Raw genomic sequence first — 15,949 nt, forward strand, 5'->3', positions numbered from 1 at the left:
TTGTATGACGTTTGCCTCTGGCACTTTCTTATTTTGCTTGTGCAGTCAATTTTAAAATAAATAATTGGAATAGTAATTCTTTATCCATTTGGCCCGTTTTCATGCGGTAATCATTTTCAACTAATTCATCATAAAGTCTTTCTAATCGAGACAATTCAAATCGTCGGACTTGTTGTAACGCTAACTTGACTCGATAAGGATGAACCTTTAATGTATCAGCGATATTCGCTTGTTGATAGCCCATCTTAGCCAAAATTTTGGTTTGCAGAAAAAGGCGAATCTGATTCAATAAGATTGCATTTAACTTAATGGTTTCTTCTCCTTGTAAAAGTAAATCTTCATACAATTGAACAGCTTTTTCACTGTTTCCAGAAAGTACTTCGTTGGTTAAATCAAAAACATTATGTTCCAAAGACTTAGGGACTAATTCTTGAACCGCACCTCGTGTAATTGTCTTCGTTTCAAGGGCATATAAATACAGCTTCTGTAATTCTCCCATAATTTTTGATAAGTTCAAGTCTGTCAATTGAAGTAATAAATCAAAAGCATCGGAGCGAATAGTGTACCCTTCGCTCTCAATCGTTTGAGAAATGTACTGACGAATAGCCTTTTCATCCATTGGATTGACGTCAACTACTGTGGCATTTTTTTTCAATGCTTTGGTAATTTTTTTGCGTTCATCTAATTTTTCATAAGAGGCCATAAAAACAAGAACAGTTGTTGGTGATGGACTTTCCAAATAATTCAATAAAAGATTGACATCATGTTCCACACCGTTTGTTTTTCTTTCGGCAGTTAAAAAGTAAGGATTTTCCACAAAGACAAGGCGATAATCACCAAAAAACGGAATTGTTTCCGCTTCAGCAATCGCAGCACTTAAAGGTGTTTCCTCCATATCAAATGAGAAAAAGTTAAATTGATCATCCTCTTCCGTCAACAATTCTTTCATCAATGTTGTTTTAAATAATTCAGTTAAATAAAGTTCTGTTCCTATTAATAAATACACTGGAGCGATTTTTTGCTCTCGCACTTCTTTCAAAGCTTTTTGTAACTCCATTGGCTCGCTCCTTTTCTCGTTTCTCTTGTTTATCCTATCATGTTACTTCTGGAAATACTAGTCTTGTTCTTTAACAAATTTGGCTTTAGAAAGCCCTTGCCAAGGTAACCATTGATAATAAATCATTCCTTGAAGATCGGTCCGATAATAATTTATTTTTTGCTCCTCCAGCGTCGCTAATGTCTCCTGATGAGGATGTTTAAAACGATTATTCAGTCCAGCTGAAATCAATGCTTCTCGCGGATTAAGCTGTTTGATAAATCTTTTAGTAGACGACGTTTTACTACCATGATGACCGACTTTCAAGATGTCGATTTTCAACTGGGGATAGCGAGCCAACACTTGTTCTTCTCCTTCGGCTTCCAAGTCACCAGTAAATAAAAAATGCCGTCCGCCTAATTGTGTGGAAAACACTATCGAGTCATTATTGCCCCCAATACTGCTCTTATTGGGCGATAAAATTTGAAGAGAAATGGGCCCATTAATTCGCTTGGGCGCTAAAATTGGCCGACAGTCTGTTCCGCTTTTTTGGAGTTGTTTCAAGACTTGGCGAAACGAAAAATTGGCTTCAGCTGCTCCTTTAGGGAAATAAAGAACAGAAATTGGAACCTTCTGCGCAATGGCTAATAAATCGCCAAAATGGTCTTCATGTGCGTGTGTGATGATCACTTCATCTAAACGTTTGACTCCTTGACTTTTGAGAAAAGGAATCACTGAATATTCCGCTCCTGATCGACTATTTTTCCGTTGCCGCCAAGCTTCTTTGTCAAAAGACAACCGACCACCTGTATCGATCAGTGTATTTTTTCTGTGAAAAGGCGCTTGGATAAACAAACTATCCCCTTGGCCTACATCGATCATTGCAACAATGCCAATTGGCGAAAGGTATTTACTATTTATCAAAACAATTAGTAGTCCGATTGAGAAAAAAATTTTTTTAGACTTGTCTGCTAAATAAATCATTGAAAGTCCGATTAGTAATAACAAACTAATTTGTATCCAAGAATTTAAATAGCCGATGGTCAGCTTCGGATTTAAGTGAACTAGCACCCACTCAAATAAGCCATTCATTGTTAAAAATAGTGGTTCGAGCAAGGCTGCTAAATAACGTGCTGGCATAATAATCACTAGAAAAAAGCTCAACGTCAAAAGCGGTAACAAGAACCGTTCAAAAATTGGTAACAAGAGAAATGTTAAGAAACTTCCTAACAAGGGCCATTCATAAAATGATTGGACTAAAATAGGTAAGGAAGCCACAGCCAATAGGAAAGAGCCTAAACAATTTTTAATGAAAGGCGAAGAATAACCAACCAATGTTTGCTCTAAAAACAGCAGAACAAAGGAAAGTAAATAACTAAATTGACCGCCGACTGAAAAAAAGAGAGTTGGCTGAACAATCAAGTGCACTAAGAGAGTTAAACTCCAACAATCGAGGGCCGGAACCTGCCAATTAAACCGTCGATTGAACGTATTGAGGTTTGTTTGTAAAAGCGCCCGCATGACACTGACTGAGAATCCTGTTAAACCAGCATATATCAGTGAAAAAGCGCATTGCCACAAAAAATAACTTTCTTGCGTTCGGCGAGCAATTCTTAGCATTAGCAAGCGAAATAAACGAAGGAAAAAAGAAACATGCATCCCTGACAAACTAAAAAGATGCAAAATGCCTAATGCTGAAAATTTATCGCTTATTTCAGCAAATTCTTCATTACGAAAACCTAAGAGCAACGCATTCATATACATTGCACTAGTCTCAGCAAAATTTTTCTGAATATGTACCATCGCCCACTTCCGCCAGCCGCTAATGATTTCTTTAAACCGCCAAGAAAAAAAGGAACGCTGTTGTCCTATCTCCTCAATGAATAAAATAGCTTCGATTCCTTGATTCTTTAAAAATAGTTGATAATTGAAGCCATTTTTGTTGGTTTGACCTTGGGGCGAGTCTAAAATACCTACAGCGGTTGCCTGAATGGTTGTGGTTAGTTGTTGCCATTGCTGTTTTTCTTTCACACTTTTTAATTGATAAAATACCATCACTTTCTGCCTTTTGCCTTTTACGATCCAATTGGCAGGAAATTTTACTTGATCACCATCGACTTGTATTTCATCTGGCAATATCGTTAGCTGTCCTGACAAGCGGACTTCTTTAGGCAACAAAGAGACTGGCTTTAACCACTGGAAAATCAATATGCCCCCTACTATTAAAAAACTGCACAAAAAACCTCCCAATATAACAGGAAAACTTTTTGTACAGACAATACGGATAACAGTGATAGAAAGAAGAAGAGCTCCTAATAGACTAGGTGCGAAAAAACACCACAGCCCACAACTAGTCAGCAGAGCTATGAAGAACCAATTATTCCTCAGCTGAGGAAGGATTGTCCTCAAGTGTGGCAAATTCTTCTCCCCATTGTAATTCGGCAAAATATTTTGGTACTAAAGTCACTTTTTCAACCGTGGCGCCTACTTGTTCAATTAAATTTAGGGCATACTTATCATTACGGTAATCCTTTAAATAATAAATCTTTTTAATCCCTGCTTGTAAAATCATCTTTGTACATTGCAGGCAAGGGAAATGTGTCACATAAATTTCTGCCCCTTCTGTAGGGACGCCAAACTTCGCACATTGTAAAATTGCATTCATTTCTGCGTGGATTGTTCGAACGCAATGATTATCAACAACATAGCATCCTTCATCAATACAATGCGTTCCGCCACTGACTGAACCATTATAACCTCCTGCAATAATTCGTTTGTCGCGAACAATGGTTGCTCCGACAGTTAACCGTGTGCAAGTACTTCTTAATGATAATAAGACGCTTTGTCCCATAAAATATTGGTCCCATGGAATTCGTTCCATAATAAACCTCCTTTATTTTTAATGACTCCTGTGTTCGATTTGCCAAATCATTTAATCTTATTACAAATAGTATGTTATCCGCATCCCATAGTCAAGAATTCTCAGGAATTTTCTGTTAAAAGTTAGCCAGTCACTGTCAACATGTCTTTTAAACGTTCTACTGTTTTCTCTCCAATACCGGGAACATTTTTCAGTTCCTCGACGGTTTTAAACGGTCCTTGTTCGTCACGAAAACGAATAATCTCTTGTGCTTTTTTCGCACCGATTCCTGAAATCGTTTGTAGCTCTGCTTCTGTTGCCGTATTAAGGTTGATCTTTTCCTCCTGATTTTGCTGAGCAGATGCTGATTCCTGCAGCGTTTCTAATGACTGTGCCACTGGTTCTCCTTTTTTGGGCACGTAAATAATCATTTGATCTTTTACTTTTTGAGCGTAATTGACCTGGGCAGTATCAGCTTCCTCGCTCACGCCTCCAGCTAAAGCTAAAGCATCCCAAATCCGCTGCTGATTTTTTAGTTGGTAGATTCCTGGTACTTTCACTGCGCCTTTAATATCAACATAGATCATTGTTTCTGCCCTTTCTTTTGTGGCATCTGTGGTGGCCTCTGCCGTAGTGGTCAGACTTGTCTCCTCCCACATTGTGGTGTCTACTCGTGGCTCCTTATTAACCATCAAATAAATGCCCACTAATAGAGTTATCAAAATAACTATAGACGCGCCACTACCTAGCAATAGCCACTTTTTGGGTAACTGTTTCAACCAATCCATCGTTTGTCCTCCCTTCAAAATATAATTACGCATTTTTTAACAAAAAAAATGCGCCTGGACCAAAAATCACTAGTAATTTTTGGTCCAGGCGTACTTTTATTTTAATTTCTCTAGATAGTTCAAGGCATCTTGAACCGTTTTTACTGGGACAATTTTCATTTTTGTCCCAATTTTTTTCGCAGCTTCTTGTGCTTCTTGATAATTCGATTTGATTTTTGGCTCAACTTTTTTCATTTCTGAAGTTATTTCATCATCGGGTGCAAAGAAAATTTCTGCGCCGTTCTCACTGGCAGTTACAACTTTTTTGTCAATGCCTCCGATTCTACCAACGATTCCTTGACTGTTCATCGTACCTGTTCCAGCAATTTCATGACCTTTACGTAAATCTTTATGACTTAATTGTTCATAGGTCTGCAAAGTAAACATTAAACCAGCCGATGGCCCACCAATATCACCCGCTTCAATAGATACTGGGATAGAAGAATCAATTTCTGTATGATCGGTCAAACCAATACCAATCCCCGCTTTTTTATCTGTTGGCAATTCAATTAATTTGCCAGTCGCTTCTTTTGCTTTGCCATCTTGAGTAAATTGAACAGTGACTTTTTGATTCACTTTTTGTGCTTTAATGTAGTTCATTAATTCTTCACTGCTTTTAAAAGATTTGCCATCCACGCCTGTCACGGTATCGCCAACTTCAATTTTTCCTTTAAAACTTGAGTTGTCTTCCATCGCTAACACATAGACGCCTTTAAATTTCATCTCATATGGAACCTTCGCTAATTTTAAGGCTTGCTCAATTGCGGCGTTTTTTGAGGAATCCATATAGTATTGTTGAATTCGATTATATTCGCTATTACTACTATCTCCCATTAATTCTTTTTTAGACATAACTTCTTGAAAATCCGAAAAGTTTGCTTTTATGGCAGAAAAAATAGTGGCCGAACGAATGCCCACCGTTGTTAAATAAAAAGCACCAGACTGCGTATCTTTTTTCCCATCAACAGTTACAAACTCTTTTAAATTTTCTGTCGTTCCTGGTCCTTCAATATAATAAGGAATTGGGACGATAAACAAACCAATTAGCAGCAATGCCAATACCATTGGAATGAGTGATTTAAACGAAAATTTTTCTGTTTTTTTATTCATTATTTTAGCTCCAGTCATTCTTCTTTTGTTTTAACGCATGATAAATATTGGGAGGAAGATAGTCAGACACATCGCCTCCAAAACGTAAAACTTCTTTTAGTAAACTGGAGCTTACATGTGCATATGGTTCTTCTGCTAATAGAAAAACCGTTTCAATTTCTGGCGCCAGATGTTGATTCATTTTAGCAATGTCTTTCTCGTACTCGTAGTCTTTGACGTTTCTAATGCCACGAATCAAAAAATTAGCCCCTAATGATTTTGCACTTTCCACAGTTAACTGGGTTTCTTGCATAATAACACGCACATTTGGCATTTCTTTAGTTGCTTCTTCAATTAAATATTTTTTCTCTTCTGGCGTAAATAATGTTTGCTTACTTGTATTTATAAAAACGCCAATGATGACTTCGTCAAATAACTTCGCACTGCGTTCAATCAAATTTAAATGACCATTTGTCATCGGATCAAAACTTCCGGGAAATAGAGCAATTTTACGCATCTTACGCCTCCTGACGATAAATCGTTACTTGAGTGATTCCGTAAACGGTTTCTCTTGTTTTTTCTAGTGTACCAATCGTTTCCGGTAATTTGACAGTTTTATCTGTTTCACAAACGATAACGGCTTCGTTTGTTAATAACTGCCGTTCTAACATCTTTTCTAATTGTGAAACAATTTCTTGTTTGGCATAGGGCGGATCCAATAAGACCAAATCAAACTGTAGCTTCTCTTCATAAAACTGTTCTAAGGCACGATTAGCATCCATTTTTCTAACTTCAAATTTTTCTGGTTCTTTTGTAATCGCAATATTTTCTTTAATTACTTTTAGTGCAGCAAAATTCTTTTCAATACAAATACTTTTGTCCATTCCACGAGAAACGGCTTCAATCGCTAACCCGCCACTTCCTGAATATAAATCCAGCGCCATTCCACCGTCGAAATATGGACCAATCATATTAAAAATAGATTCTTTTACTTTATCTGTTGTGGGCCTAGTATTGTCGCCATCTAACGCTTTCAAGCGTCGTCCACCATATTCTCCAGAAATAACACGCATTGTTTCGACTCCTTTATCAATCATTCTTTTATAATTCATTATAACAAAAAGAGTGAAAAATGTTTGAAATTTCTCATAACATTTCTCACTCTTTTACATCAGACATTCTCTGCTAAGCGAATCTCTGTAGATAATTCCTCTACTACATAGCCATCGTCTTCTTGTTCTTGATAAGCCGCTTTGGTACCAATTTTTTCAGCAAAATTCATTTCGACATCTGGTCGATACGATTTATCGACACTACGAACAAAATGTAACTGATTAATTTTTTCCATGTTACTTTCAATATTTTCTTCATTCATGTAAATCACCACATATTTCATTTTTCGTGAAACATAGTGAATCAGTCCATATCGGCGTAACTGTTTTAACGGTTTTAATGTGTATACCCAAACAATTAGGCAACGACGCTCTTGAAGCGTAAATTCTTTTTCTTCTTTAGCTTGCATGGCAGCTTCCTCCACAACCTGAATGTTTCTTTCCTCGTTCAAAGAAAGGATTTCCAGCATCTACTTTAATATCTTCAGAAATTAGTTGCGCAATCTTTAAACCAATTGTATCTAGCAACGTTTGAACGTTTGTCTCAGCAAAACGATAATTTGCAACGATTTCATTTAAATCAAGCGCCCGCTTCGCTTTACGTAGGGCTCGTTGTTTCTCCCGAAAATCGGGTGCATGAATTCCATAAGCTTCTACTCGTTCAAAAGCTGACTTAGCTTCTAAAAATGCTTTTTGTAACTGAGCAACTTCCCTTGAAGCATACATGGCTTTTTTTGTTTCTTTATAGTTTTGAACAGCATCACTTTCTAAAAGTGCTGAAATTAAGCATTCTGTTTGATCTTCAATTGCAAATAAATGTTCTGTTACAATCATAACTTTTCACTACTCTCCGTGATTTGCCTATTTTCTGGTCGTTTCTCTAATAAGACTAACACACCTTCATTGGAAAAGGCAACGCCCAATTCTGTCGTTTCTGACTCAGCAAAATAGCTATCATATTGCGGGTCCGAAAACCATGACAAAATAGTAAAGGTACTATCATAAACAGGTTCTTGGAAAATACCTGCTGGTTCTCTCAACGAAAGTTTGCTCGTTTTAACTAATAAAGAAAATTCGTCCTTAGTCAAATGAAAGGGATGAATGGCTGTATGTTCCTCTCTCGTTTGTAACAATTCTGCTTGTCGATTTGCCGACAAAATTGTTGATGTATGGTTAGCCAGCGTTTGATACAATGTTTGGGCATCTTTTTGACTTTGTGTGGAAACTGAAAAAGCAGCTTGATTTTCTTGCTGTTTAACCAGATTCATGACATAAATCGCTTGGTTACTTTGAACAGGATCGAAGGTCATTGACTGCGTTATATCAACTGGCAAAGGAGAACCTTCATTTAATTGATACGGCATTTCCGTGAGCAACGTTTCTTTATTGACATAATTAACTGCCATTAAACCGCCCGTCCGCTGATTAAAAAATAACACCGCAAAACTGCCATTATCAAAAGCAACCAGTGGTCGATAGTTCATATCTTCTTCCATCAGCTCGACATCGTAAGCTTCATGATGAAAATTAAATGCAAAATTCGAATAAATCGTCATTAAATCAGACAAGTCAGCAAGCTTCATATCTATTTTAAACGGTTCTATCATTTTGTCATTGTTAAAGGCCTTAATTGCGATGACTTTATTTTCTCGAACGTTGACTTCTAAGTAATCATTCATCGTCAAACCGAACGTCCATAATTCATACGTACGACCTGTTTTAATTTTTTCTTTAGGATTGCCAAACTGGCGGATAAAGGTTTCCACATCTTTCCCTATGTATGCTGCGTAGCCAGAAGCTGGCAATTCTTCATGAGGAACAGCGGTGTGAGCGCTGGATAAGCGCCCACTTTGAGCTGTTTCGGTTGGTTTTTCAGCAGGGAAAAAAACTGGCTCTAAATATCCGATGAGTAGAACTGTTAAAAAAACAGCAGTAAAGGCCCAAAATCGCTTCATTTTTTCCCCTCTCATCTTATTTTTCTTTCACTTCTAATAACAAATCACCTGAGCTGATTGCTTCGCCTTCTTCAACATAAATGTGATCTACCGTGCCCGCAAAACGTGCTTCGATAGTCGTTTCCATTTTCATGGCTTCTGTAATCAGCAACGGCTGACCTTTTTCTACTTTATCGCCACGTTTGACCAATACTTGTAGAACAGAACCAGACATCGTTGCGCCGATTTGTTCTTTATTAGTTGGTTCCGCCTTTTGTTTTACTTGAACAGCAGACTTAATGGAGGCATCTTTAACTAAAACCTCACGACGTTGCCCATTCAAATTGAAGAACAAGACACGGTTTCCGTCAATATCAGGTTCGCCAATTTCATCTAAACGAATAATTAACGTTTTTCCTCGTTCAATTTGAACTTCCAATGTCTCTCCTTGACGAATACCATTAAAGAATGTTGGCGTATCTAATAAGGTTATATCTCCAAAGGTTTCGTATTTTTGACGATACTCTAAAAATACTTGTGGATACATTAAATAACTTAAAACTTCTTCCAATTTAGGTTGATACCCAATTTTTTCGGCTAATTCTTCTTGTACTTTTGCAAAATCAACAGGTGCTGCTAAGTCACCTGGCCGCTCTGTGAAGGCTGGTCGACCTTTTAGAATAATTCGTTGGAGCTCTTTCGGGAACCCACCAACTGGTTGACCTAAATCACCTTGGAAAAAAGTCACAACGGATTCAGGAAAACTTAGTTCTTCGCCACGCGCATAAACATCTTGTTCTGTCAGATGATTTTGAACCATGAAGAGTGCCATGTCTCCCACGACTTTTGAAGATGGTGTCACTTTTACAATATCACCAAACATCAAATTCACTGTGTGATACATTTTTTTGATTTCATCCCAACGGTGCCCTAAGCCTACCGCTTTTGCTTGCTGCTGCAGATTAGAGTATTGACCACCAGGCATTTCATGCATATAGACTTCTGTTTGCGGGGCATTTAACCCATTTTCAAATGGTTGATAATACATGCGCACATCTTCCCAATAATGATTGATTTTCTGTGCATTATCAATGTTAATAGTTGGCGTCCGTTCACCATTGACTAAAGCATAATATAGACTGTTCATACTTGGCTGGCTAGTTGCGCCACTCATCGCACTCATTGCGACGTCAACAATATCAACGCCTGCTTTAGTGGCTGCTGAATAAGTGATGATCCCATTGCCACTAGTATCGTGGGTATGGAGATGGATTGGTAAATCCGTGGCTGCCTTTAATTCACTAATTAAACGATAAGCAGCTTGTGGTTTCAATAAGCCAGCCATATCTTTAATCGCAATGATTTGTGCACCTAAATTTTCCAATTCTTTAGCCATATCAAGGTAATATTGAACATTATATTTTGCTCGGGCTGGATCATTGATGTCCCCAGTATAACAAATTGCTGCTTCCGCAATTTTTCCGGTATCCCGAACGACTTGAATACTTTTTTCCATTTGAGGAATCCAGTTTAAGCTATCAAAAATTCGGAAAACATCGACTCCTTGGCGAGCGGATTCTTTAATAAATTCTTCAATAACATTATCAGGATAATTTTGATAGCCTACCGCATTAGATCCTCTGAACAGCATTTGTAAAAGTGTGTTTGGCATCAACTGACGAATTTTTCTTAAACGTTGCCATGGGTCTTCGGTTAAGAAGCGATAGGCAACATCGAACGTAGCGCCACCCCACATTTCACTAGAAAACAGCTCAGGCAGGGCTGCATCAGTTAGACCAGCAATTGCTTTAAAATCTTGTGTTCTCACACGAGTAGCTAATAAACTTTGGTGCGCATCACGGAACGTGGTATCTGTCATTAACACACTTTCTTGATTCTTAACCCAATCGATGACGGCGGTTGCTCCTTGAGCGTCTAGAATATTTTTAGCTGTGATCACTTTTTCTGGAACTTCAACATCTGTCGGCACGCGCGGAGCTTCAAAATATTTTTTCTCCGTTCGTTCAATGCCAGGGAACCCATTGACCGTTACTTCTCCAATGTATTTCATCGTTTTATTGCCACGATCGCGCATACGAGGAAATTCAAATAATTCAGGTGTATTATCAATAAAGGTTGTTTTGGCTTCCCCAGATTGAAACGCTGGATAGCTCACAACATTTTGTAAAAACGGAATATTTGTTTTCACGCCACGAATCCGAAATTCTTTTAAGCAGCGTTGCATTTTACTGATTGCCTGTTCAAAAGAGAAACCATGCGTACAGACTTTAACCAATAAAGAATCAAAGTAAGGCGTCACAGCGTAGCCAGAATAAGCATTCCCTACATCTAAACGCACACCAAACCCACCTGGTGAACGATACGTATCAATTTTCCCTGTATCTGGCATAAACTGGTTCAGGGGATCTTCAGTCGTAATCCGACATTGAATAGCCGCGCCTTTTAATGTCAATTCGTTTTGTTTTGGCAAATGCATATCTTTATGCAAATCAAGCCCTTGCGCAATTTGTAATTGAGAGATCACAATATCAATATCTGTAATCATTTCTGTGATAGTATGTTCTACCTGAACACGCGGATTCACTTCAATAAAATAAAACTGATCCCCTTCTACTAAAAACTCAACCGTTCCCGCATTCACGTAGCCGACATGCGCCATTAACTGCACAGCAGCCGAACAAATGGCTGCTCGTTGTTCTTCATTCATTGATACACACGGTGCGACTTCTACCACTTTTTGGTGGCGCCGTTGAACGGAACAATCACGTTCAAATAAATGCAAGACATTCCCATGATGATCGCCTAAAATTTGTACTTCGATATGTTTAGGATTAGAAATATACTTTTCAACATAAACCTCGTCAGAACCAAAGGCTGCTTTCGCTTCACTTTTTGCTCTTTCGTAACCTTCTCGTGCTTCCTTGGCATCGTGGGCAACCCGCATCCCGCGACCGCCGCCACCTAAAGCAGCTTTAATCATGATAGGAAAGCCATGCGTTTCACCAAAGGCTACGACCTCTTCCACCGTTGCTACTGGCCCATCTGAGCCTGGAATCGAAGCAATCCCCGCAGCTACAGCTGCTTCTTTCGCTTTAATTTTATCGCCAAAAATATCTAAATGGTGTGTTTTAGGTCCAACAAAAATGATTTCTTCTTCTTCACAACGTTCGGCGAAGTGCAAGTTCTCAGATAAAAAGCCATAACCAGGATGAATGGCATCTGCTCCCGATTTTTTGGCAATTTGGATAATATTTTCAATGTCTAAATAGGCTTCAATTGGTTTTTTCCCTTTACCAACTAAATACGCTTCATCTGCTTTGAAACGATGAACAGAATACTCATCTTCTGCAGCATAAATCGCTACTGTACGGATATCTAATTCTGTACAAGCTCTAAAAATTCGAATCGCAATTTCGCCACGATTGGCAACTAATACCTTTTTCATAACGTCACTCCTACCATCAATTTCCTTCAAATTTATCGGTTCTGTTCTAAAGATAAATAGTACTCATTTTCTAATTTCTGACGTGTTTCATCTGCACTGATATTCAGGACAAAGGCCACAGCAATCGAAATAATCAGCAAACTATTCCCACCTTGACTCAAGAACGGGAAAGTAATTCCTGTTAATGGAATAATCCCAGTAATCCCACCAACATTAATAAAGACTTGAATTAATAACATTGTACCAATTCCAATACACATTAGTGAATTAAAAGGTTTCTTCGAGCGTACACCAACTAAAATAATTCGCGCAATCATAAACATCAACAATCCTAAAATCGCTAGACCGCCGATAATGCCTAACTCTTCTAAAGTAATCGCAAAGATAAAGTCCGTATGTGCTTCTGGTAAAAAGCCTTTTTTCTGAACACTATTCCCTAGACCTTTGCCAAACCAGCCGCCATTACTGATTGCATAATAAGAATTAGCTAACTGATGGCCTAAGTTCCGTTCATCTAAAAATGGATTTTTAAAAACAGCAAAACGATTATAAATATATTGGTAACGCGCTGGGAAAATTTTTCCTTTAGACATAATTAATAACTGAATAGCCGTGATACTACCTAAAATGCCCAAGCCACCGACCAAGTAGGTATACATATAATTAATCCCACTTGCTAAAACCATCACGATGGTAATTAATGTTAGAATGGCCGCATTCCCGAAGTCAGGCTGGATTGCAACTAGAGCAATTAATACAAAAACGAGCATCAACGGGCGCCCGGCAGCTTGTTTAAATTGATCCATGCCTCCATTAATTGTCTTTTGTCGCCGTGCTAAAATATAAGACAGATACCAGACAACCATAATTTTTAAATACTCAGCTGGTTGCATCGAAAATCCACCAATCTCAATCCAACCACGTGCGCCATTAATTTCTTTCCCGATACCAGGAATCCGAACGGCTAAAACCATAACCGTAATTACTGCAATGGCAAACATGATAAAACTTCGATTCTGGAAAACGGATGTTTTCATCTTATAAATAAAAAACATTGCAACTAACCCTACTACCCAAAAGGCAACCTGGTTAATAACGAATGACGTAGGTGAAAAACCTTTCATTACTTGTAATGCGGATGTGGAACTATATACCATAATCAATCCCACGATACTTAAAATTAAATATGGAATAAAAATACTATAGTCTAGCAAATGCCGTTTCTTTACTTTGTTTGGCAAAGCTTAACCCTCCTTGCCAATCTCGTTTTTTTCTTGTGTTTCTTCATAAACATCTGTATATAATTGATTCAATTCGCGTTCTAAATCACTTAGTAAGCGATGTCCTTCATCATTAGTTAAAATCCCCAAACGGGTCGCATAGGTCACTTGTCTTGAAAAACCATACATTTGTGTATCCACCACTTCTTCAAATGCTTTACATTGAGAAATGCACAAACTGTTTTTTTGATTACGAATAAGCATTTTAATGCGTTCTGCATCGTCTTCTAATAATTGAATGGCAAATTTCTTTGAAATTCCTTCGTCCATTTGTACAGAACCTCCCTATCTTAATTAAATAATTATAACATAATTCTCAGTTAGATACATGATGATTTCAGAAAATTTCCTTTAAGAAATTTTCTAAAACCAAGCGATATATTAAGTAAGAAATCTCTTTATATAACAAGCTTATTTTATCAATACAACAACAAATACATTAAAAGAATTTTTTCTTATTTTCTGCTTTTAATTTTAAATAAAATAACAAACTATATCATTTTTCCGTCTCTTGATATTCTTTAATTACTTCTAAAAAGGCGGTGCCATATTTATCTAATTTATTTTGGCCGACCCCTTTTATTTGCAATAATTGAATCGTTGTTTGCGGTAATTTTTCACACATTTCTTTAAGTGTACTATCGGAAAAGACTACATATGGCGGCACGCCTGCCTCTTGAGCCATGTCCATACGTAATTCGCGTAATCGTTCAAACAAGGCATCATCCACTGCTACTTTTCGAACTTTTTGGTCTTCTTTTCGGAAGACTTTCCGTTCCCCTAAAAGCACCTGAACACCTTCTGTCGAGACTGATAACAACGGAAATTGCCCATCAGAAGGAATTAAATAACGTTCTGCTGTCAAATAATCAATCAGCTGTGTGACTTCTTTTTGCGTGCGACCTTTCATTAGTCCGTATGTTGGCAAACGATCAAAATGCCATTGATCAATTTTTTGATCTTTTGAGCCAGTCAAGACTTTACCAACTAAGCCCTTACCGAAACGTTCTCCCATACGTTTTACACAAGACAAGACTTTTTGGGCATCGACCGTAATATCGACTAATTCTCGATTATCCAGACAATTCGAGCAGCGACCGCAGTCCGTCCCTTCTTCACCAAAATAGCGTAAAATATATTTTTGTAAACACATTTGTGCATTCGCATATTGTGACATTTCCCGTAATTTCAAGTACTCTTTCTGCTTATAATCAATGGTCATTTCAGATTGTTCAATAAAGTATTGTTGAATTTGCAAGTCTTGTGGAGCAAACATTAACACAGCATCACTAGGCAGACCGTCACGACCAGCTCGGCCGGCTTCTTGATAATAAGATTCAATATTCCCTGGTACTTGTGCGTGAATGACAAAACGAACATTACTCTTATTAATCCCCATACCAAAGGCATTTGTTGCTACCATCACTTGCACTTGATCATACAAGAATGCTTCTTGATTTTCACTACGTAACTGTTCACTCATGCCCCCATGATACATCCCAGCCGCAATTTTTTTATTCTCTAATAAATGATAAATTCGTTCAACTTCCTTCCGCGTGCTTGCATAAATAATACCTGATTGCCCAGTATTCATCTTTAAATATTCCAAAAGAAAAACGTCTCTGTTTTGATCTTTCACGACTTGAAAAGATAGATTTTCTCGAGCGAATCCTGTTTTGATTTCATTTTCTGATGGAATTCTTAATTGCTTGACAATATCCTCCGCTACTTGTGGCGTTGCTGTAGCTGTTAGTGCAATCACGGTTGGTTGTTGTTGAAATTGATCGATAATCTCTGCTAAACGCAAATAGCTTGGACGAAAATCATGCCCCCATTGTGAAATACAGTGTGCCTCATCTACTGCCAATAAATCAATCGGTACATGTGTCAGCATCTGTTGAAAATCATAAGATTCTAATCGCTCTGGCGCAACATACAATAGCTTGACTTCTTTGTTAACTGCTAATTGAATACGATGATTCATTTCTTGATAGGAAATGGTACTATTGATATATGTAGCTGGAATCCCCATTAAATTCAGGGCATCTACTTGATCTTTCATTAAAGAAATTAATGGTGAAATCACCAATGTTAAATTATCCAGAAGTAAGGCTGGCAACTGATAACAAATCGATTTGCCTCCACCTGTTGGCATAATGCCTAAGACATTTTCTTGTCGCAATACATGACGAATAATCGTTTCTTGTCCTGGCCGAAAATCATCATAGCCAAATGTATCTTTTAATAATTCTTGTAATGCACTCATTTATTGCGCTCCAATCTTTGTTCTACAAGTCATTTTAACACGCTAATCTAACAGGAACAAGGTGTGTTAAACCAAGACA

14 protein-coding genes are annotated in these 15,949 nt (G+C 37.8%); all 14 read right to left on the reverse strand.

Annotation, left to right across the window (positions count from 1 at the left end):
* Positions 1-28 precede the first annotated feature (28 nt).
* The 14 genes from holA to recQ all read right to left on the reverse strand — a co-directional run bounded on the left by holA (position 29) and on the right by recQ (position 15,870).
* Complete coding sequence (gene holA, locus IGK03_RS09850; RefSeq protein WP_002362655.1) at positions 29-1,057, reverse strand: DNA polymerase III subunit delta; 1,029 nt, start codon at positions 1,055-1,057, stop codon at positions 29-31.
* Positions 1,058-1,114: 57 nt separating this feature from the next.
* Positions 1,115-3,379, reverse strand: a complete 2,265-nt coding sequence (locus IGK03_RS09855) for a DNA internalization-related competence protein ComEC/Rec2 (protein WP_162782969.1) — start codon at positions 3,377-3,379, stop codon at positions 1,115-1,117.
* Positions 3,380-3,413: 34 nt separating this feature from the next.
* Positions 3,414-3,917, reverse strand: coding sequence for a ComE operon protein 2 (locus IGK03_RS09860; RefSeq protein ID WP_010823854.1), 504 nt, complete (start codon positions 3,915-3,917; stop codon positions 3,414-3,416).
* A gap of 122 nt (positions 3,918-4,039) precedes the next feature.
* Positions 4,040-4,717, reverse strand: coding sequence for a helix-hairpin-helix domain-containing protein (locus tag IGK03_RS09865; protein ID WP_025190568.1), 678 nt, complete (start codon positions 4,715-4,717; stop codon positions 4,040-4,042).
* A 63-nt stretch (positions 4,718-4,780) separates the two neighbouring features.
* The gene (locus IGK03_RS09870; protein WP_002399203.1) at positions 4,781-5,851 is read right to left on the reverse strand and encodes a SepM family pheromone-processing serine protease; all 1,071 of its coding nucleotides are present in this window, start codon (positions 5,849-5,851) and stop codon (positions 4,781-4,783) included.
* Positions 5,838-6,329, reverse strand: a complete 492-nt coding sequence (coaD, locus tag IGK03_RS09875) for a pantetheine-phosphate adenylyltransferase (RefSeq protein WP_002356693.1) — start codon at positions 6,327-6,329, stop codon at positions 5,838-5,840. The genes IGK03_RS09870 and coaD overlap by 14 nt, the downstream gene beginning before the upstream one ends.
* 1 nt (position 6,330) lies before the next feature.
* On the reverse strand, positions 6,331-6,924 hold the full coding sequence (gene rsmD, locus IGK03_RS09880) for a 16S rRNA (guanine(966)-N(2))-methyltransferase RsmD (RefSeq protein ID WP_002414371.1): 594 nt from the start codon (positions 6,922-6,924) through the stop codon (positions 6,331-6,333).
* A gap of 59 nt (positions 6,925-6,983) precedes the next feature.
* Positions 6,984-7,334 (reverse strand): YlbG family protein, encoded by a 351-nt coding sequence (locus IGK03_RS09885; RefSeq protein ID WP_002359714.1) that lies wholly within the window; start codon positions 7,332-7,334, stop codon positions 6,984-6,986.
* Positions 7,324-7,758: a YlbF family regulator gene (locus IGK03_RS09890; protein WP_033625088.1), complete on the reverse strand. Its 435-nt coding sequence runs from the start codon at positions 7,756-7,758 to the stop codon at positions 7,324-7,326. Before IGK03_RS09890 ends, IGK03_RS09885 begins: the two co-directional genes overlap by 11 nt.
* A complete protein-coding gene (locus tag IGK03_RS09895) occupies positions 7,755-8,879 on the reverse strand; it encodes a CAP-associated domain-containing protein (RefSeq protein WP_002364455.1) in 1,125 nt (374 codons plus the stop codon). The genes IGK03_RS09890 and IGK03_RS09895 overlap by 4 nt, the downstream gene beginning before the upstream one ends.
* A gap of 16 nt (positions 8,880-8,895) precedes the next feature.
* Positions 8,896-12,324 carry a pyruvate carboxylase gene (locus tag IGK03_RS09900; RefSeq protein ID WP_113826065.1) on the reverse strand — a complete coding sequence of 1,143 codons (3,429 nt, stop codon included), beginning with the start codon at positions 12,322-12,324 and terminating at the stop codon, positions 8,896-8,898.
* A gap of 32 nt (positions 12,325-12,356) precedes the next feature.
* On the reverse strand, positions 12,357-13,565 hold the full coding sequence (locus IGK03_RS09905) for an FtsW/RodA/SpoVE family cell cycle protein (protein WP_010715381.1): 1,209 nt from the start codon (positions 13,563-13,565) through the stop codon (positions 12,357-12,359).
* Between the two features lie 3 nt (positions 13,566-13,568).
* A complete protein-coding gene (locus IGK03_RS09910) occupies positions 13,569-13,874 on the reverse strand; it encodes a YlaN family protein (RefSeq protein WP_002356684.1) in 306 nt (101 codons plus the stop codon).
* Between the two features lie 226 nt (positions 13,875-14,100).
* Complete coding sequence (gene recQ, locus IGK03_RS09915; RefSeq protein WP_033625090.1) at positions 14,101-15,870, reverse strand: DNA helicase RecQ; 1,770 nt, start codon at positions 15,868-15,870, stop codon at positions 14,101-14,103.
* Positions 15,871-15,949 lie beyond the last annotated feature (79 nt).

It is taken from the genome of Enterococcus sp. DIV2453a (assembly GCF_050533535.1).
Lineage (GTDB): Bacteria > Bacillota > Bacilli > Lactobacillales > Enterococcaceae > Enterococcus > Enterococcus faecalis.

What these genes read in the sequence shown, in the direction of transcription:
- holA (WP_002362655.1), bottom strand. Translation starts at nt 1,057, where the DNA reads ATGGAGTTACAAAAAGCTTTGAAAGAAGTGCGAGAGCAAAAAATCGCT.
- IGK03_RS09860 (WP_010823854.1), bottom strand. Translation starts at nt 3,917, where the DNA reads ATGGAACGAATTCCATGGGACCAATATTTTATGGGACAAAGCGTCTTA.
- IGK03_RS09865 (WP_025190568.1), bottom strand. Translation starts at nt 4,717, where the DNA reads ATGCGTAATTATATTTTGAAGGGAGGACAAACGATGGATTGGTTGAAA.
- IGK03_RS09870 (WP_002399203.1), bottom strand. Translation starts at nt 5,851, where the DNA reads ATGACTGGAGCTAAAATAATGAATAAAAAAACAGAAAAATTTTCGTTT.
- coaD (WP_002356693.1), bottom strand. Translation starts at nt 6,329, where the DNA reads ATGCGTAAAATTGCTCTATTTCCCGGAAGTTTTGATCCGATGACAAAT.
- rsmD (WP_002414371.1), bottom strand. Translation starts at nt 6,924, where the DNA reads ATGAATTATAAAAGAATGATTGATAAAGGAGTCGAAACAATGCGTGTT.
- IGK03_RS09885 (WP_002359714.1), bottom strand. Translation starts at nt 7,334, where the DNA reads ATGCAAGCTAAAGAAGAAAAAGAATTTACGCTTCAAGAGCGTCGTTGC.
- IGK03_RS09890 (WP_033625088.1), bottom strand. Translation starts at nt 7,758, where the DNA reads ATGATTGTAACAGAACATTTATTTGCAATTGAAGATCAAACAGAATGC.
- IGK03_RS09895 (WP_002364455.1), bottom strand. Translation starts at nt 8,879, where the DNA reads ATGAAGCGATTTTGGGCCTTTACTGCTGTTTTTTTAACAGTTCTACTC.
- IGK03_RS09900 (WP_113826065.1), bottom strand. Translation starts at nt 12,324, where the DNA reads ATGAAAAAGGTATTAGTTGCCAATCGTGGCGAAATTGCGATTCGAATT.
- IGK03_RS09910 (WP_002356684.1), bottom strand. Translation starts at nt 13,874, where the DNA reads ATGGACGAAGGAATTTCAAAGAAATTTGCCATTCAATTATTAGAAGAC.
- recQ (WP_033625090.1), bottom strand. Translation starts at nt 15,870, where the DNA reads ATGAGTGCATTACAAGAATTATTAAAAGATACATTTGGCTATGATGAT.